We start from the raw sequence: 16,277 nt of genomic DNA, 5'->3' as shown, positions 1-16,277 counted from the left end.
GCGGCGCAGCCGTGGCCACAAGCCCTATCGCGGGGTGCGCGCCGAAGCCCGGTTTTTGAACGGTTCCATCCCGTCGCGCGCCAGTTCATCGGCGCGTTCGTTTTCGGCGTGGCCTGCGTGGCCTTTGATCCACGCCCAGGTCACATCGTGGCGGTCCTGTGCGGCATCCAGCCGTTGCCAGAGGTCGGCGTTCTTGACCGGCTTTTTCGAAGCCGTGCGCCAGTTGTTGCGTTTCCAGCCATGTATCCAGCCGGTGATGCCGTTCTTCACATAGGTGCTGTCGGTGACGATGGTGATCGCGCTGGGGCGGGTCAGGCTTTCCAGCGCGCTGATTGCGGCCATCAACTCCATCCGGTTGTTGGTGGTGTCCGCCTCACCCCCGCTCAGGTCGCGACTGCGGACCACGGTGTCGCCATCCCGCGCAATCAGCAATACGCCCCAGCCGCCGGGGCCGGGATTGCCGCTACAGGCGCCATCGGTATAGGCGAACAACTCAGCCACGGGGTTCAGCACGGGCGCGGATCGCGATCCATTTCGAGATTGAGCCCTCTAGCCCCGGCCCTTCGCCATGCACTTTGTCGACGATACCGAACCCGGCGTTTTCCAGAAGGCCGGTCAATTCATCCTCGGCGTAGTAGGTGTAATAGCGATCTATCCGGTCGCGCGCATCGCCGTCGCCCAGTTTCAGGGCGATGTGGAACAATCCACCGGGGGTCAGAGCGGCGTGAATGTCGCCCAGGTGACGCGGCATGTCTTCGCGCCTTGCATGCAGCAGGCAGAAGTTGGCCCAGATGCCGTCGAATTTTCCAAGCTCGGGGATGTCATCGAATGACCCGAGAATGACATCGATGTCGTGAAGCTGTTTCGCCTTGGCGATCATGCCCTCTGATGGATCGACGGCGACGATCTGCAATCCGGCGTCCCGCATTTTTGCCGCCGCGTGGGCCGTCGCGCAGCCGATATCCAGAACGCGCCCCTTCGCAGGCAACGCGGCGATGAAGGCGGCGATGTTTTCATTGTCCGGTTCATGAGCGACCGTTTCGACATAGGCGTCAACACGGGCATTGTAGACGTCGATGGTGCGCTGATCGCTCATGCGGGTTCACGCAGCACGCGCGGCACCTTGAATTTGACGGATTCGACGGCGGTGACGACCTCTTCCTCGGTCACGTCAAAGCGCGCGGCAATGGCGTCAACGACCTCGCGCACCAGAACCTCCGGGGCAGAGGCGCCTGCGGTCAGCCCCAGCGCCGTAACCCCGTCCAGCGCGCGCCAGTCAATGTCAGCGGCCCGCTGGACCAGTTGCGCGTATGCACAGCCGTTGGCTTGTGCCACCTCGACCAACCGGCGCGAGTTGGACGAATTTGGCGCGCCTATCACCAGCAGCGCGTCGACTTTGGGGGCCATCGCTTTGACCGCCTCTTGCCGATTGGTGGTGGCATAGCAGATGTCTTCCTTATGCGGCCCGACGATGGCCGGAAACCGGGCCTTCAGGACGGAGACGATATCGGCGGTGTCGTCGACGCTGAGCGTCGTCTGCGTGATAAAGGCCAGCCGCTTTGGATCGCGCGGTGTGACGGTCGCGACATCCGCGACGGTTTCGACCAGGATCACCTCGCCTTCGGGCAGCTGCCCCATCGTGCCGAGAGTTTCGGGGTGTCCCGCATGCCCGATCATCACCATTTGCAATCCGTTTTCGGAATGGCGCGCCGCCTCGATATGCACCTTCGAGACCAGCGGACAGGTGGCATCGACAAACAGCATCTCGCGCCGCGCCGCCTCGGCCGGGACGGCCTTCGGAACGCCGTGGGCCGAGAAGATCACCGGGCGGTCATCGGGGCAATCGGCCAGGGATTCGACGAATTCCGCCCCCTTCGCACGCAGGCTGTCGACGACGAATTTGTTGTGAACAATCTCATGGCGAACAAAGACCGGCGCGCCGTATTTTTCCAACGCCAGTTCCACGATCTTGATCGCCCGGTCGACGCCCGCGCAAAATCCGCGCGGCGCGGCGAGGTAGAGCGTAAGGGGAGGATTGGGCATTGCGACGGGCTTTCCTTCGGTCAGGTCAGAGATAGGGGGTTGGGCAGGTGGGGTCCAGCCCGGTGCGGGGGGGCGGAGGGCTGCTACGTGTTTGGTCCGGAGCGGACCTTGGCACCGGCCCACGTCCTCGCCCGGAATCAAGCCCGTGAGGGCGCCGGGCGATCGCCTGACCGTCCCGCGGGCAGGCGATTTCGATGGATCGCGAAACCTTCGTAGTCCGGAGTTACCGCTGAACCATAAATTGCCACACACGATTGTTGCGTCGCCTACCCCCGGTCAGGCGCTCACCCGGCTTGTCGTTTATCGCCGTCGTCCGCTCCACGCAGCACACTCTGCCTGCTACCCCCGCTTCGCAATAGTCCGCACCAACTCCCCGAATTTCTCGCGCTGTTGATCCGGATCACCCGAGGCGATGGCGTCTTCGACGCAATGGGCGGCGTGGTCGTCCAGGATCAATTGTTCAACCCCGCGCAGGGCGGCGCTGACGGCGGCGGTCTGGCCCAGCACGTCGACGCAGTACCGATCCTGCTCAATCATGCCGGCGATGCCGCGCACCTGCCCCTCGATCCGTTTCAGGCGCTTCAATGCAGCCTGTTTGTTGTCATGCATGAGGCCCCTCTTGACGTTGCCGCGATTGCATATACCCTAGGGGGGTATAAAGGCCTTCGCAAGGAATTGATGAAATGGCGACCTATCACGTGCGTGCCGACGGCCGGGGCAGCCACATTGGCGACTATTGGCCCCTGATCGCGCTGGTCGGGACGGCAATGCTGGCCGGGGCGGCCTATGCGACGGCGCTGGGCGGCGGGCTGATGGTCTGGATGCACGGCTTCATGGGGGTGTTCCTGCTGATCTTCGCAGTGCTCAAGATCTTCGACCTGAAAGGATTCCGGCGTGGGTTCAAGATGTACGACATTCTGGCCAAACAGGTGCCGGATTACGCGTTCGTCTATCCGTTTATCGAACTTGGGCTTGGCCTGCTGTACCTGTCATTCCTCTGGCCGGTATTCACCTATGCGGTGACGGTGATCGTCTTCGCCTTCGGCACCATCGGCGTGCTGCGCGCAGTGCGCGCCGGTCTGGATATCGATTGCCCCTGCATGGGATCGATCCTGTCAGTGCCACTGTCCACCGTCACCCTGACCGAGGATCTGGCGATGGTCGCCATGGCCGGAGTGATGTTGTTAACGGTGATCTGATGCGCGCACTCGTTGCCCTGGCCCTTGTCGTTGGCTGTATCGCGATCGCTGGCTTCTGGCTGATGCAATCCACCCGGTCACACGCCGGTCTTTTGCCCTATGACGATCCGGTTGCGGTGGCGCGTGGCAAGGAAATCTATGGCGAACATTGCGCGTCCTGCCATGGAGAGGATCTGCAGGGCGAACCGGATTGGCAAACCCCCAAACCCGACGGCAAGATGCCCGCCCCGCCGCATGATGCGACCGGCCACAGCTGGCACCATGCGGATGCGCATCTGATCCGCATCACCCGTGACGGCACCGCAGCGGTTGTCGGCGATGGCTATGAAAGCGACATGACCGGCTTTGGCGATGTGCTGAGTGCCGAAGATATCCTGGCGGTCCTTGGTTTTATCAAAAGCACCTGGCCGCCCGAGATAATCGACCGGCACAACGAAGTGAACCGGTCAGGCGGCCATTAAGTCAGTCGTCCGAACGTATTGCTGTGCGGCAGGCGGTGCCTCAGTCGTCGCGCAGTTCTTCCTCGCGCGGTTCGCGCGGCGGGCGACCGATGACGTCCTTCAATTCTTCCAACTCGATGAAGTTGTCGCACTGGCGGCGCAGCTCATCCGCGATCATTGGCGGCTGGCTGCGGATGGTCGATACGACCGAGACGCGCACACCCTGGCGCTGCAGGCTTTCGACCAGCGGGCGGAAGTCGCCGTCGCCCGAAAAGATCACCGCGTGATCCAGACGGGGGGCAAGCTCCATCGCGTCGACGGCCAGCTCGATATCCATGTTGCCCTTGACCTTGCGGCGGCCCTCACGATCCGTGAATTCCTTGGCGGGCTTGGTCACCATCGAAAAGCCGTTATAGTGCAGCCAGTCGACCAGCGGGCGGATCGGCGAATACTCTTCGTTCTCAAGCAACGCTGTGTAATAAAACGCGCGCAGCAATTTGCCACGACGCATGAATTCCGACCGGAGAAGTTTGTAATCAATATCGAAGCCAAGGGCGCGCGCTGCCGCGTACAGATTCGCGCCGTCGATGAACAGCGCCAGCCGCTCGTCTTTGTAGAACATTCATCGTCCTTCCGATGTGTTCGGACCGCTCGGGCCGTATCCGGGCGTGTTGAGTATTTTCTTGAGCCCGTGAGTTGCACTAGTCATAGGGTTTGAGCAGCAATGTGCAATGAATTGGGCGTAATAATTGGCTGAAATCGATCAAAATGGCGATTTAACGCTGATTGCGATGGGCTCGAACGCAACGCTGAGGGGAAAGCCGTCAGATACCCTCATCCGGGCGGCGATGGATGCGATGGATCGGCAAATGTTCCCGATTCGGTCCAGATCGCGATTGTATCTCACCCCGGCGTTCCCGGCGGGCAGCGGGCCGGACTATGTGAATGCCGTGGTTGCCGTAAAGTCAACATTGCCTCCCGCAGAAGCGCTTGCCGCGCTGCACGGGATCGAGGCGCAGTTTGATCGCCAGCGCGGTCTGCGCTGGGCACCACGGACGCTTGATCTTGATCTGCTGTCGGTCGGAAACCGCGTGGCCCCCAGCCGCGCAACCCAGACAAAGTGGCGCAAGATGCCGCTGGAGGATCAGCTGCGCCGTTCGCCCGACCGGCTGATCCTGCCGCATCCGCGCATCCAGGATCGCGCATTTGTCCTGGTGCCGATGGCCGATGTCGCACCGGATTGGCGCCATCCGCTGCTGTATCGGACGGTGACCCAGATGCTGGATGCCCTGCCACCGGAAGAAGTTGCCGCGCTGCGACCGATCTGACCACCCGGTGCCATGCGTTTCGCCTTGTCATTCTGGGCAACTGCCCCTACATAGCGGGCTGATTTCGAGATAGCGGAGACGATCATGGCCCGGGTAACGGTTGAAGACTGCGTTGACAAAGTTCCGAACCGGTTCGAACTGGTGATGCTGGCTGCCCACCGTGCGCGCGAACTCAGCACCGGGTCGCCGATCACGATCGACCGCGACAACGACAAGAACCCCGTCGTCAGCCTGCGAGAGATCGCGGATGAGACACAAGCCTCGGACGACCTGCGCGAGCGGATGATCGAATCGCAGCAAACCCAGATCGAAGTTGATGAGCCCGAAGAAGACGCGATGGCGCTTCTGATGGGGGCCGAACAGGACAAACCCGCCCAGGACGACATGAGCGAGGAAAAATTGCTGCGTGCGCTGATGGAAGCGCAGGAAAGCCAGTAACGGGTGCCGCGCAGGGCGCTTGCCGCCGCCTGCGCCAGCTAGGGCAGGGCCGGAATGATCACTGCCGATGACCTGATCACCTCGGTCCGTTCCTATAATCCAAAAACCAACGACGCGCTGATCCGGGCGGCCTGGGACTATGGCGCCCGCGCCCACGACGGGCAATTCCGCCACTCGGGAGAGCCATATTTCACGCACCCGGTCGCGGTTGCCGCGATCCTGGCCGAACAGCAGTTGGATGATGCAACAATCATCACCGCCCTGCTGCACGACACCATTGAAGACACCGGGTCGACCTATTCCGAGATCAGCAAGCTGTTCGGCGAAGAGATTGCCGAACTGGTCGATGGGGTCACCAAGCTGACCAACCTGCAATTATCCTCGACCGAGACCAAGCAGGCAGAAAACTTTCGCAAGCTGTTCATGGCGATGTCCAAGGATCTGCGTGTGATCCTGGTCAAGCTGTCCGACCGGCTGCACAACATGCGCACGATCAAGTCGATGCGCCCCGATAAGCAGGCCCAGAAAGCGCGCGAGACGATGGATATTTTCGCGCCACTCGCAGGCCGCATGGGCATGCAGTGGATGCGCGAAGAGCTTGAGGATCTGGCCTTCCGTGTCCTGAACCCGGAAGCGCGCGCCTCGCTCATGCGGCGCTTCATCACGCTTCAGAGGGAAACGGGCGATGCGATCAACAAGATCACCGGCGATATCCGGGCCGAATTGAAGGGCGTCGGGATCGTTGCCGAAGTTTCGGGCCGGGCCAAGAAGCCCTATTCGATCTGGCGCAAGATGGAAGAAAAGAAGCAGGGGTTTTCGCGGCTTTCCGATATCTACGGCTTCCGGGTAACTTGCCAGAGTGAGCGCGATTGCTATGGCGTGCTGGGCGCGATCCATCTGCGCTGGCGGGCCGTGCCGGGGCGGTTCAAGGATTACATCAGCCAGCCAAAGTCGAACGGGTATCGGTCGATCCACACCACGGTATCGGGCCGGGATGGCAAGCGGGTCGAAGTGCAGATCCGGACCCAGCAGATGCACGATGTGGCCGAGGCGGGCGTGGCGGCGCATTGGTCGTACCGCGACGGTGTGCGCACTGAAAACCCCTTTGCGGTTGATCCGGCGCGATGGATTTCGACCCTGACGGATCGTTTCGGCGCGGGCGAGGATCACGATGAATTCCTCGAACACGTCAAGCTGGAGATGTATCCGGACCAGGTGTTTTGCTTCACCCCGAAGGGCGAGGTTGTGAAACTGCCGCGCGGCGCGACGCCGCTGGATTTTGCCTTTGCGATCCACACAAGGATCGGGGCCAGTTGCGTCGGCGCCAAGGTGGATGGCATCCGGGTGCCGCTGTGGACACGGCTGAAGAATGGCCAATCGGTCGAGGTAATGACCGCCGAGGGTCAGCGCCCGCAGGCGACCTGGATCGACATTGTTGCCACCGGTCGCGCCAAATCGGCGATCCGCCGGTCGTTGCGCGAAGAAGATCGCGAACGTTTTGTCCGCCTGGGCCGGGAACTTGCCCGAGTGGCTTTTGACCACGTCGGCAAACGCGCCACGGACAAGGCGCTGACCACGGCGGCCAATCACATGGGTCTCAGCGATGCCTCGGAACTGCTGGCGCGGCTGGGCTCTGCCGAGTTGATCGCGCGCGATGTCATCCAGGTGCTCTATCCCAAGCTGGCCGACAAAAAGGGGGATGAGATTGACGCCGCCCGCGCCATCGTCGGCCTGGACCCCGATCAGCCGTTCCGCCGCGCCGCTTGCTGCGGCCCGCTGCCCGGCGAACGCATCGTCGGTATCACCTATCGCGGCCAGGGCGTGGTCATTCACGCCATCGCGTGCGAGGCTTTGGCCGAGGTTGAGGATCAGCCCGAACGCTGGGTCGATCTGCAATGGCACTCGGGCACGCACCCTCCGGTGCATACGGTCGGCATGGATCTGACAATCCGCAATGACGCGGGCGTGCTGGGGCGGATTTGCACGCTGATCGGGGAACAGGGGGCCAATATTTCGGACCTGCACTTTCTGGACAGAAAACAGGACTTTTATCGCCTTATCGTCGACGTGGATCTGCGCGATGTCGAACATCTGCACGCCGTGACGCTGGCACTGGAGGCTGAAAGCGATGTGGCCACGGTTGAACGCCATCGTGACTTGAACCGACGACCATAAAAGGTCACCTGAAACAAGAAGCCGACGAAAGACTCCACCCTTTGTTCAAGCGCCGCCGCAAACGCAGTTACGCCGAGATCGTCGCCGAGGGGATATACCCCCGTGGCGGCTGGAGCCGGGCGGCAAGTTACGTTCTGCACCGCATTCGCCGCCTGCCCGATCCGCCGCATAAGATCAGCCGGGGGATCGCGGCGGGGGCCTTCATCAGCTTCACGCCGTTCTTCGGTTTGCACTTCCTGTTGGCGGCAATGCTGGCCTGGGTGATGCGGGGCAATATCCTGGCCGCCGTGCTGGCGACGTTTCTTGGCAACCCGATCACCTTCCCGATTTTCGCGCAGATCGCAGTGGAAGGGGGCCTGTGGATTCTGGGTCAGGAAGGCCACATGCCGCTGCACAGGATCGTCGGGTCATTCTCGACCGCCTCGGTCGAGCTGTGGTCGAATTTCGCCGCGATATTCACGGCCGAGGTCGCCGAATGGGGCCAGTTGCACCGCTTCTTTCACCGCGTCTTCCTGCCCTATCTGGTGGGCGGGATCGTTCCGGGGATCATTCTGGGCATCGCCGCATATGTCTTGTCGCGCCCGGTGATTACGGCCTATCAGAAAGGGCGGATCAAGCGGCTGAAGAAGCGCTATGAAAAACGCGTCGCCGCCGCGCAGGAACTGGCCGAGAAACGGCGGATCGAAGGGGACTGAGATGGCATTGCGTGACCCACTGGGGCGGCTGCGGCTGGGGATCAACATCGACCATGTGGCGACCGTTCGAAATGCACGCGGCGGTGATTACCCCGATCCGCTGCGCGCCGCCAAACTGGCCGAAGACGCGGGGGCCGACGGGATCACCGCCCATCTGCGCGAAGACCGACGCCATATCAGTGACGCGGATATCGACGGGTTGATGGAGGTTCTGTCGGTGCCGCTGAACTTCGAAATGGCCGCGACCGACGAGATGCAAAAGATCGCCCTGCGCCACAAACCCCACGCTGTCTGCATTGTGCCCGAAAAGCGCGAAGAAAAGACGACCGAGGGCGGGCTGGAACTGGCACGCGAGGAAAACCGCATCGCCCATTTCATCGCGCCGCTGGCAGACGTGGGCTGCCGGGTGTCGATCTTCATCGCCGCTGATCGCCGCCAGATCGAAGCTGCTGCACGGATCGGGGCGGCGGTGGTCGAACTCCACACCGGGGCCTATTGCGATGCCCATGCCGAGGGGCGTTTCGACGAACGCGATGCTGAGTTGGAGCGCCTGCGCGAGATGTCGTCCCTGGCCCACAATCTTGGGCTGGAGGTTCACGCCGGTCACGGGCTGACCTATGACACCGTGGCCCCCGTAGCCGCATTCCCCGAGGTGATGGAACTCAACATCGGGCATTTCCTGGTGGGAGAGGCGATCTTTCTTGGCCTTGGCCCCGCGATCACCGAAATGCGCCGCTTGATGGACGACGCACGGGCTTGATCAATCCCGGCTTTGTCAAAACCGGCCTGATCGCGCGGATCGCGCTGCAGATGTGACGGCTGCGGATGATCAAGTGTCGTCCATTTAGTCTGCACCGATGCCCAAGGTCGAACAACCGCCCTTAGCCGGGCGCGCGCCGGACCGGCGGGCTGGCGCAGCAACGGTTGAGGGGCACGATTTATGGGGAGGTGTTAGCCGTCAACTATCCCGGATGTGCCCACCTCGAACCGACGCCAGACCGGTGGGGCCGGTCCGGCGTGCGCCCTGCGCCTTTGGCGCGCACCGGGCGCAGGTAATTCCGTCAGCGAATCAGTTATTTGGGATGGCGCTCTTGCGGCGCGTTTTCGTAACTCTTGCAATCTGGCCAAACACGCTCTGCCCCCGCACACATCCGACCAAAACCAACCTGCGAAATACCCCAGGCGAATGCCTGCGCTTTGCGGGTGCGAAAGGGCCAGCACTCCGGGGATTGACTCACCGTCGAATCTCGCCATGTTTGACATGCGCACAAAAGTTCGTTTTGCGCACAAATCAGACGGCAGCCACCAAGGCCTGCCCGGACCTGCCCCGCTGCTGGGGCGCGACATGGGAGTACGATACATGCTCAAGAGACATTTTCTGGCGGGGATCACCGGCATTGCGATGGCCGCAATGGCCACCACCGCCGTGCACGCCAAAAGCCTGGATGACATCCTGTCCGATGACGTCATCCGCATCGGCATCAACCCCAATTTCCCGAACATGAGCACGCGAAACGACGCGGGCGACTGGGAAGGCTTTGACATCGACGTCGGCAACGCGCTGGCCGCGCAGCTGGGCGTGGAAGTCGAATGGGTGCCGACCGAAACGCCCCAGCGGGTGCCGTTCCTGGTCTCGGACCGGATCGACCTGTCGCTGGGCGCGCTGACGCGCAACACCGAACGCGCCAAGCTGATCGACTATACCGTGCCGCTGCATACCGAAGTGCTGGCCGTGCTGGCGACCGACAAGATTGACGGCGGCAGCTGGGAAGACTTCAACAAGGATGGCGTGACGCTGGCCAACATGCGCGGCAACTGGACCGTCGGCTGGATCGAAGAAAACATGCCCAATGTCGAGATTGAGCTTGTCGATACACTCGCCGACACCGTGCGTCTTGTCGCGCAAGGCCGCGCCGATGCGATTGTCGAGAATATCGACTTCTTCATGGCGTTCACCGAGAACTATTCGGATGTGAACTGGCGCGTGGTCGAGAACCCGATCTTCGTGGCCTACTGCGCCATCGGTGTCAGCCAGGGCAATGACAACCTGACCGAGGTTCTGAACATCGCCCTGCACGGGCTGCACTCGTCCGGTATGATTAACGAGACCTGGGAAAAGCACTATGGCGCGCCGATGCTGCGCACCGTCAATCCCGATCCGTACTTCTAAAACCTGACGTTACCCCCGGCGCGCTGCTGGCGTGCCGGGGGGCATTGGAATGCAGCGCGCAGCATGAATTACAGATTTCAGTTCGGGGTTGTCTGGGACAACTTTGGTGCGCTGCTCGAAGGCGCCCTGCTGACTTTCCAGCTGGGCGTCATCGCTTTCGGGGGCGGCGCGATCATCGGGCTGATCTGCGCAACGCTGAAAACATATGGCCCCTGGCCGGTGCGCGCGCTGGTCAATACCTACGTCGTCTTCGTCACCAACACCCCCGCCCTGATCCAGATCTACTTCCTGTTCTTCGGCCTGCCCGAAATTGGCATCCGCTGGTCGAACGAGGCTTGCCTGCTGATCGGCCTGACGCTGAATGCGGGCGCCTATCTGACAATGATCCTGCGCGCCGGGTTCCTGTCAGTCCGCATCACGGAACTTGAGGCGGGCCAGACCCTCGGCATGTCGCTGATCCAGCAGGTGCGCTACATCATCGTCCCGCATATCGCGAAATCCATCTATCCCGCACTGGCCAATTTCTTCATTGTCGTGCTGGTCATGGGCACCTCGGTCGGGGCGTTGATCGGCGTGGATGAGCTGACCGGGCAGGCGATCAACCTGTCTGCCGTCAACTATCGCTGGCTGGAATACTTCACCGTCGTCGCAGGCATGTATGTGGTGCTGACGCTGGTCGCCAGCATCGGGCTGGCGCTGCTGGGCCGTTGGGCGTTTCGCGTGAAGGCGCGGATCTTCTGATGGACCGGATCATCGAACAACTGCCGCGCTTCTTTTCCGGCCCCAACATGCTGCTGCTGCTAGAGGCCGCAGGCCTGACCCTTGGCATGACGATCATGGGCTGCCTGATTGGTTTCGGCCTGGCCTTTGTGCTGGTCTTTCTGCGCCAGACGCCGGGCAAATGGTGGTTCCCGCTGCGCCTGATCTGCATCCTTTATGTCGAGGTTTTTCGCCGCATCCCCTTTATTGTCGTCGTTTATCTGGTGCTGTTCTTCATCCAGACGGTGACGCCCAATGCCTCACTTTTCACCATCGCGGTGATCGCCATCTGCCTTTACGCGGTGGCCTATACCGCCGACATCATTCGCGGCGGGCTGGAATCGGTGCCCCAAACCCAGGTCGAGGCGGCGCAGGTGATGAACCTGTCGCGGCTTCAGATCAACCTGATGGTGGTTCTGCCCCAAGCCTGGCCCGTCATCATCCCGCCTGCCATCGCCTTTGCCGTGTCCTTCATCAAGGACACCGCACTGGTCAGCCAGGTCGGCGTGTTCGAACTGGCGTTTCGCGGTAAAGAGCTGAACAATCAGGGCTTTTCCGGAATCCTTGTCTTCGGAACGATTGCCTTATGCTATTTCATCCTGTCCTTCCCGCTCAGCCTGCTGGGCCAACATCTGGAGAAGCGTCTTGCCACACCTCGCGGTCAGCGGCGTTCGCGCTAGTTACGGGGCGCTTGAAGTCCTGAAAGGCATCGACCTGACGGTCGAGAAGGGCGGCATCCTATCGCTTGTCGGCCCGTCCGGATCGGGCAAATCGACGGTGCTGCGCGCGCTGATGGGGCTGACGCCAATCACCGGCGGGCATGTGGAGATCGCAGGCGAACGGATGGATTATTCCAGCGCCCGCGCGGTACGCGAGGCCCGCGACCGCATGGCGATCGTGTTCCAGCAATACAACCTGTTCCAGAATATGACCGTGGGCCAGAACGTCACGCTGGCTCCGACCAAGATCAAACGCCGCCCCAAGGATGAGGTTGAGGCGCAGGCGCGCCGCCTGCTGACCCTTGTGGGTCTTGGCGACCGCTATAACTCCTATCCCGATAAGCTGTCAGGCGGGCAGCAACAGCGTGTGGCCCTGGCCCGCGCGCTGGCGCTGGACCCGCAGATCCTGCTGCTGGATGAGGTTACCTCGGCACTCGATCCCGAACTGGTGAACGAGGTTCTGGACGCGATCCGCAAACTGGCGGACGAGGGGATGACCATGATCATCGTCAGCCACGAAATGGCCTTCGTGCGCGAGGTTGCCGATCAGGTCGCCTTCATGGACGACGGAGAAGTGATTGAGGCCGGCCCGCCCGCGCAGATTCTGGACACGCCCGAAAGCCAGCGCGCACGGGATTTCTTTGGCAAAATCCTGCGGCACTAGGGGGCCAAAACATGCTGGAATACTACTACAACGCCGCGCCGAACCCCCTGAAGGTCAGCCTGTTTCTTGAAGAATCGGGGCTGGACTATACCCCGATCCCGCTGGACACTAAGCGGGGCGATCAGCACCGCGAAGCCTACCTTGCAATCAATCCGAACGCCAAGGCCCCAGCGATTTTCGATGACGGCGTGGCGGTATTCGACAGCAACGCGATCCTGCTGTATCTGGCTGAAAAGACGGGGCAATTCCTGCCTGGCCCGGATCAACGTGGCGCGTTGTTGTCCTGGCTGATGTTCGTCGCCAGCGGGGTCGGCCCGTACTCCGGGCAGGCCGTGCATTTCCGCAACTTCGCGCCCGAACGCATTCCCTATGCGATCAAGCGCTATGATTACGAGGCGCGCCGCCATTGGGGCATTGTCAACGACCGGCTGGCGGATCGCCCCTACATGCTGGGTGAAGCTTTTACGATTGTCGATATGGCGGTCTGGGGCTGGGCGGGACGGATTCCGTTCATGCTGGGCAAGGACGACGCGTTTGACGACCTCCCAAACCTCAAACGGCTGGTGGATCAGATTGATGCGCGTCCGGCGGCCCGCCGGGCGGTCGCGCTGGCCGACCAGCACAAATTCAAGGTCGAATTTGATGAGGCCGCGATGCGCAACCTCTATCCGCAGATTTTCGCGCCGGACCCGGATTAGATGGCAACCGACCGCCAGAGTGTGATCGTCACCGGGGCCGCGTCGGGTATCGGGCGGCGCGCGGCAGAACGCTTTGCGGCGGACGGATGGGCCGTGGTCTGCGCAGATTGGGACGGGGCCGGGGTGCGCGCGCTGGCGGAGGAACTGACCGCGGCAGGCCATGCGGCCATGGCGGTCGCGGCGGATGTCTCGGACGAAGCTGCCTGCGCTGGCATGGCCGGTGCCGCGCTGGAATGGACGGGCCGGATTGATGCGCTGATCGCCAATGCCGGGATCATGGTCGAAGGTAGCGCGCTGGATGTTTCCATCGAAGACTGGAACCGCGTCATGCGGGTCAACGCGACCGGCGCGTTCTTATCGGCCCGCGCTGTACTGCCGCAGATGCAGGCGCAAGGGGCGGGGGCAATTGTGTTCACCGCATCCACCGTCGGTCTGTCAGGGATGAAGGGGGTCGCGGCCTATTCAGCCTCCAAAGGCGCCGTCATCGCGTTGACGCGGCAGTTGGCGGCGGATTACGCGGGTGATGGCATCCGGGTGAACGCGGTTGCGCCGGGTGCGGTGCGCACGCCGCTGTCGGAATCGCAGTTCCGGGCGCGGGCGGCGGATGACGCCGAATTCGACGATCTGCTGACCGCCGTGATTGATCGCTATCCGCTGAAACGCTGGGGGACGACTGATGACATTGCGGAACTGTTCCTGTTCCTCGCCAGCGCAAGATCCGGCTGGATCACTGGCCAGATCATCCCGGTGGATGGCGGGTTGCTGGAACTTCGTTAAAGTCGGCTTCGGAAAGGACGCCCCATGAAAATCACCGCCATCCGCGCCTATCAGGTCGACCTGCCGCTGAAAGAAGGCCGCTATAGCTGGTCCAACGGCAATTTTGTCGAGGTGTTCGATTCCACCGTGGTCGAGGTTCAGACCGACGCCGGGATCACCGGCTATGGTGAATGCTGCCCGCTGGGCTCGGCCTATCTGCCGTCCTATGCGCTGGGCGTGCGCTCTGGGCTGGCGGAAATTGCGCCGCAGGTGATTGGCATCGATCCGCGCGATCTGAACGTGCTGAACCGGCATATGGATGCGGTGCTGCGCGGCCACCCCTATATCAAGGCGGCGATTGACGTGGCGTGTTGGGATATTCTTGGGCAGGCGACGGGCCTGCCAGTCTATCAGCTGCTTGGCGGCAAGGCGCAGGAGGACATCAAGCTCTACCGCGCGATTTCGCAGATCGAACCGGCGGCGATGGCGGCGAATGTCGCCGGATATCGGGACGAGGGATACACCAAGTTTCAACTGAAGGTCGGCGCAGATGCGGACAGCGATATTGAGCGTATCCGCCTAAGCGCCGCCGAAATGCGCCCCGGAGACATCCTGGTCGCCGACGCCAACACCGGCTGGACGATGCACGAGGCTGCGCGGGTCGTGAACGCGGTGCGCGACGTGGACGTCTACATCGAACAGCCTTGCCCGAGTTACGAAGAATGCCTGGTGACCCGGCGCCGGACCGCCCTGCCATTTGTTTTGGATGAGGTGATCGGCAGCATCGGCGATCTGACTCGCGGTATCGCGGATGGGGCGATGGATGTGATCAATCTGAAGATCTCCAAGGTCGGCGGGCTGACCAAGGCGCGCCAGATGCGCGATCTGTGCGTTCACGCGGGAGTTCCGATGACGATCGAGGATACCTGGGGCGGCGATATCGTCACCGCCGCAATCGCCCATCTGGCACAAAGCACGCTCGAGGAATTCGCCTTCTCTGCCACGGATTTCAACAGCTACGGCACAGTAGATATCGCCGACGGTGCGCCGCGCCGTGTCGAGGGCAAGATGCGCGCCAGCGACGAACCCGGCCTTGGCATCCGCCCGATCATGGCGGCGCTGGGCGATCCGGTGCTGTCGGTCTGATGCGCTCGACCAGGTCCATACAGGTCATCGGCTGCCATGCCGAGGGCGAGGTGGGCGACGTCATCGTCGGCGGCGTCGCCCCGCCGCCCGGCGACACGATCTGGGACCAATCGCGCTGGATCGCCGCTGACAACAGCCTGCGCAACTTCGTGTTGAACGAACCGCGCGGCGGTGTCTTCCGCCATGTAAACCTGCTGGTCCCACCCAAACACCCCGACGCCGCCATGGGCTTCATCATCATGGAACCGGTCCATACCCCGCCGATGTCGGGGTCGAACTCGATCTGTGTGGCGACTGTCTTGCTGGACACCGGGATCGTCCTCATGACCGAACCGGAAACCCGCTTCAAACTGGAAGCCCCCGGCGGGCTGATTGACGTGGTGGCGACCTGCCGGGATGGCAAGGTGCAGTCAATTCGCGTGACCAACCTGCCGAGTTTCGCCGCCAGCTTGGATGTCACGATCGAGGTTGCGGGGCTGGGCACCCTGACCATCGACACAGCCTTCGGCGGTGACAGCTTCGCACTGATCGACGCCGCCGCCCTGGGCTTTTCGCTGCAACCGGACGAGGCGCGCGACCTTGTCGAAACCGGCATGAAGATCACCAAGGCGGCAAGTGAACAAATCGGCTTCCATCACCCGGAAATGCCCGCGTGGAACCATATCTCTTTCTGCCAATTCACCGCCCCGGTCGCGGTCATCGACGGCCGCAAGACCGGACGCAACACCGTCGTGATCGACCCTGGAAAACTGGACCGCAGCCCAACCGGCACCGGCTGTTCCGCCCGCATGGCCGTGCTCCACGCGCGGGGCGAACTGGCCGTGGGCGAGGCGTTTCGCGGCGCCTCGATCATCGGCAGCCAGTTTGATTGCCGCATCGAAGCAGAAACCGTCGTGGCCGGGACGCCGGCGATCATCCCCTCGATCTGCGGACGGGGCTGGATAACCGAAACGAAACACCTGATGCTGGACCCGGATGATCCCTGGCCGGAAGGCTACCGGGTTGGCGACACCTGGCCAATGCTGACACCCGCCATACAGACATAAG

Annotated in this window: 20 protein-coding genes; 15 read left to right on the top strand and 5 right to left on the bottom strand. The window is 62.3% G+C overall.

The genetic code is table 11. The features are described from left to right. Positions 1–24: 24 nt before the first annotated feature. The 4 genes from rnhA to GKR99_00960 form a co-directional block, all read right to left on the bottom strand. Entirely contained in the window at positions 25–501 is a 477-nt protein-coding gene (rnhA, locus tag GKR99_00975) for a ribonuclease HI (GenBank protein NKB26203.1), read from the bottom strand. Then, positions 494–1,096: a methyltransferase domain-containing protein gene (locus GKR99_00970; protein NKB26202.1), complete on the bottom strand. Its 603-nt coding sequence runs from the start codon at positions 1,094–1,096 to the stop codon at positions 494–496. Before GKR99_00970 ends, rnhA begins: the two co-directional genes overlap by 8 nt. Beyond that, entirely contained in the window at positions 1,093–2,043 is a 951-nt protein-coding gene (gene ispH, locus GKR99_00965) for a 4-hydroxy-3-methylbut-2-enyl diphosphate reductase (protein ID NKB26201.1), read from the bottom strand. The genes GKR99_00970 and ispH overlap by 4 nt, the downstream gene beginning before the upstream one ends. Positions 2,044–2,382: 339 nt before the next feature. Continuing rightward, the gene (locus tag GKR99_00960) at positions 2,383–2,652 is read right to left on the bottom strand and encodes a metal-sensing transcriptional repressor (GenBank protein NKB26200.1); all 270 of its coding nucleotides are present in this window, start codon (positions 2,650–2,652) and stop codon (positions 2,383–2,385) included. 74 nt (positions 2,653–2,726) lie between these two features. Here GKR99_00960 and GKR99_00955 point away from each other — a divergent pair, with 74 nt between their 5' ends. Together GKR99_00955 and GKR99_00950 are read left to right on the top strand one after the other, a co-directional pair. Beyond that, positions 2,727–3,242: a hypothetical protein gene (locus tag GKR99_00955; protein NKB26199.1), complete on the top strand. Its 516-nt coding sequence runs from the start codon at positions 2,727–2,729 to the stop codon at positions 3,240–3,242. Next, the gene (locus GKR99_00950; GenBank protein ID NKB26198.1) at positions 3,242–3,703 is read left to right on the top strand and encodes a c-type cytochrome; all 462 of its coding nucleotides are present in this window, start codon (positions 3,242–3,244) and stop codon (positions 3,701–3,703) included. Before GKR99_00955 ends, GKR99_00950 begins: the two co-directional genes overlap by 1 nt. 40 nt (positions 3,704–3,743) lie before the next feature. Here GKR99_00950 and GKR99_00945 read toward each other — a convergent pair whose 3' ends face one another. Then, positions 3,744–4,304, bottom strand: a complete 561-nt coding sequence (locus GKR99_00945) for an NYN domain-containing protein (protein NKB26197.1) — start codon at positions 4,302–4,304, stop codon at positions 3,744–3,746. A gap of 169 nt (positions 4,305–4,473) precedes the next feature. On the opposite strand from GKR99_00945, the gene folK reads away from it, so the two are divergent. From folK to GKR99_00880, 13 genes are all read left to right on the top strand, one after another. Then, on the top strand, positions 4,474–5,010 hold the full coding sequence (gene folK, locus GKR99_00940; GenBank protein NKB26196.1) for a 2-amino-4-hydroxy-6-hydroxymethyldihydropteridine diphosphokinase: 537 nt from the start codon (positions 4,474–4,476) through the stop codon (positions 5,008–5,010). 84 nt (positions 5,011–5,094) lie between these two features. Further along, positions 5,095–5,448, top strand: coding sequence for a DNA-directed RNA polymerase subunit omega (locus tag GKR99_00935; GenBank protein ID NKB26195.1), 354 nt, complete (start codon positions 5,095–5,097; stop codon positions 5,446–5,448). 54 nt (positions 5,449–5,502) lie between these two features. Next, positions 5,503–7,623: a RelA/SpoT family protein gene (locus GKR99_00930; GenBank protein NKB26194.1), complete on the top strand. Its 2,121-nt coding sequence runs from the start codon at positions 5,503–5,505 to the stop codon at positions 7,621–7,623. 41 nt (positions 7,624–7,664) lie between these two features. Next, positions 7,665–8,318 (top strand): DUF2062 domain-containing protein, encoded by a 654-nt coding sequence (locus GKR99_00925; protein ID NKB26193.1) that lies wholly within the window; start codon positions 7,665–7,667, stop codon positions 8,316–8,318. 1 nt (position 8,319) lies between these two features. Continuing rightward, complete coding sequence (locus GKR99_00920; protein ID NKB26192.1) at positions 8,320–9,078, top strand: pyridoxine 5'-phosphate synthase; 759 nt, start codon at positions 8,320–8,322, stop codon at positions 9,076–9,078. 426 nt (positions 9,079–9,504) lie between these two features. Further along, positions 9,505–10,488, top strand: coding sequence for a transporter substrate-binding domain-containing protein (locus tag GKR99_00915; protein ID NKB26191.1), 984 nt, complete (start codon positions 9,505–9,507; stop codon positions 10,486–10,488). 63 nt (positions 10,489–10,551) lie between these two features. Then, positions 10,552–11,229, top strand: a complete 678-nt coding sequence (locus tag GKR99_00910) for an ABC transporter permease subunit (protein NKB26190.1) — start codon at positions 10,552–10,554, stop codon at positions 11,227–11,229. Between the two features lie 47 nt (positions 11,230–11,276). Then, positions 11,277–11,927 carry an ABC transporter permease subunit gene (locus GKR99_00905; GenBank protein NKB26189.1) on the top strand — a complete coding sequence of 217 codons (651 nt, stop codon included), beginning with the start codon at positions 11,277–11,279 and terminating at the stop codon, positions 11,925–11,927. Then, positions 11,893–12,630, top strand: coding sequence for an ATP-binding cassette domain-containing protein (locus tag GKR99_00900; GenBank protein NKB26188.1), 738 nt, complete (start codon positions 11,893–11,895; stop codon positions 12,628–12,630). Before GKR99_00905 ends, GKR99_00900 begins: the two co-directional genes overlap by 35 nt. Positions 12,631–12,641: 11 nt before the next feature. Beyond that, positions 12,642–13,328 carry a glutathione S-transferase family protein gene (locus GKR99_00895; protein ID NKB26187.1) on the top strand — a complete coding sequence of 229 codons (687 nt, stop codon included), beginning with the start codon at positions 12,642–12,644 and terminating at the stop codon, positions 13,326–13,328. After that, positions 13,329–14,105 carry a glucose 1-dehydrogenase gene (locus GKR99_00890; GenBank protein NKB26186.1) on the top strand — a complete coding sequence of 259 codons (777 nt, stop codon included), beginning with the start codon at positions 13,329–13,331 and terminating at the stop codon, positions 14,103–14,105. It begins immediately after the preceding gene. A gap of 24 nt (positions 14,106–14,129) precedes the next feature. Next, entirely contained in the window at positions 14,130–15,230 is a 1,101-nt protein-coding gene (locus GKR99_00885; protein NKB26185.1) for a mandelate racemase, read from the top strand. Next, on the top strand, positions 15,230–16,276 hold the full coding sequence (locus tag GKR99_00880; GenBank protein NKB26184.1) for a hypothetical protein: 1,047 nt from the start codon (positions 15,230–15,232) through the stop codon (positions 16,274–16,276). The genes GKR99_00885 and GKR99_00880 overlap by 1 nt, the downstream gene beginning before the upstream one ends. Position 16,277: the final 1 nt, after the last annotated feature.

The sequence above is a fragment of the Paracoccaceae bacterium genome (assembly GCA_012103375.1).
GTDB lineage: Bacteria > Pseudomonadota > Alphaproteobacteria > Rhodobacterales > Rhodobacteraceae > WLWX01.
The sequence above is the reverse complement of the archived record's forward strand: the minus strand, read 5'-3'. Positions and strand labels throughout refer to the sequence as shown.

What these genes read in the sequence shown, in the direction of transcription:
- GKR99_00970 (NKB26202.1), bottom strand. Translation starts at nt 1,096, where the DNA reads ATGAGCGATCAGCGCACCATCGACGTCTACAATGCCCGTGTTGACGCC.
- ispH (NKB26201.1), bottom strand. Translation starts at nt 2,043, where the DNA reads ATGCCCAATCCTCCCCTTACGCTCTACCTCGCCGCGCCGCGCGGATTT.
- GKR99_00960 (NKB26200.1), bottom strand. Translation starts at nt 2,652, where the DNA reads ATGCATGACAACAAACAGGCTGCATTGAAGCGCCTGAAACGGATCGAG.
- GKR99_00955 (NKB26199.1), top strand. Translation starts at nt 2,727, where the DNA reads ATGGCGACCTATCACGTGCGTGCCGACGGCCGGGGCAGCCACATTGGC.
- GKR99_00950 (NKB26198.1), top strand. Translation starts at nt 3,242, where the DNA reads ATGCGCGCACTCGTTGCCCTGGCCCTTGTCGTTGGCTGTATCGCGATC.
- GKR99_00945 (NKB26197.1), bottom strand. Translation starts at nt 4,304, where the DNA reads ATGTTCTACAAAGACGAGCGGCTGGCGCTGTTCATCGACGGCGCGAAT.
- folK (NKB26196.1), top strand. Translation starts at nt 4,474, where the DNA reads ATGGGCTCGAACGCAACGCTGAGGGGAAAGCCGTCAGATACCCTCATC.
- GKR99_00935 (NKB26195.1), top strand. Translation starts at nt 5,095, where the DNA reads ATGGCCCGGGTAACGGTTGAAGACTGCGTTGACAAAGTTCCGAACCGG.
- GKR99_00930 (NKB26194.1), top strand. Translation starts at nt 5,503, where the DNA reads ATGATCACTGCCGATGACCTGATCACCTCGGTCCGTTCCTATAATCCA.
- GKR99_00920 (NKB26192.1), top strand. Translation starts at nt 8,320, where the DNA reads ATGGCATTGCGTGACCCACTGGGGCGGCTGCGGCTGGGGATCAACATC.
- GKR99_00915 (NKB26191.1), top strand. Translation starts at nt 9,505, where the DNA reads ATGCCTGCGCTTTGCGGGTGCGAAAGGGCCAGCACTCCGGGGATTGAC.
- GKR99_00910 (NKB26190.1), top strand. Translation starts at nt 10,552, where the DNA reads ATGAATTACAGATTTCAGTTCGGGGTTGTCTGGGACAACTTTGGTGCG.
- GKR99_00905 (NKB26189.1), top strand. Translation starts at nt 11,277, where the DNA reads ATGCTGCTGCTGCTAGAGGCCGCAGGCCTGACCCTTGGCATGACGATC.
- GKR99_00895 (NKB26187.1), top strand. Translation starts at nt 12,642, where the DNA reads ATGCTGGAATACTACTACAACGCCGCGCCGAACCCCCTGAAGGTCAGC.
- GKR99_00890 (NKB26186.1), top strand. Translation starts at nt 13,329, where the DNA reads ATGGCAACCGACCGCCAGAGTGTGATCGTCACCGGGGCCGCGTCGGGT.
- GKR99_00885 (NKB26185.1), top strand. Translation starts at nt 14,130, where the DNA reads ATGAAAATCACCGCCATCCGCGCCTATCAGGTCGACCTGCCGCTGAAA.
- GKR99_00880 (NKB26184.1), top strand. Translation starts at nt 15,230, where the DNA reads ATGCGCTCGACCAGGTCCATACAGGTCATCGGCTGCCATGCCGAGGGC.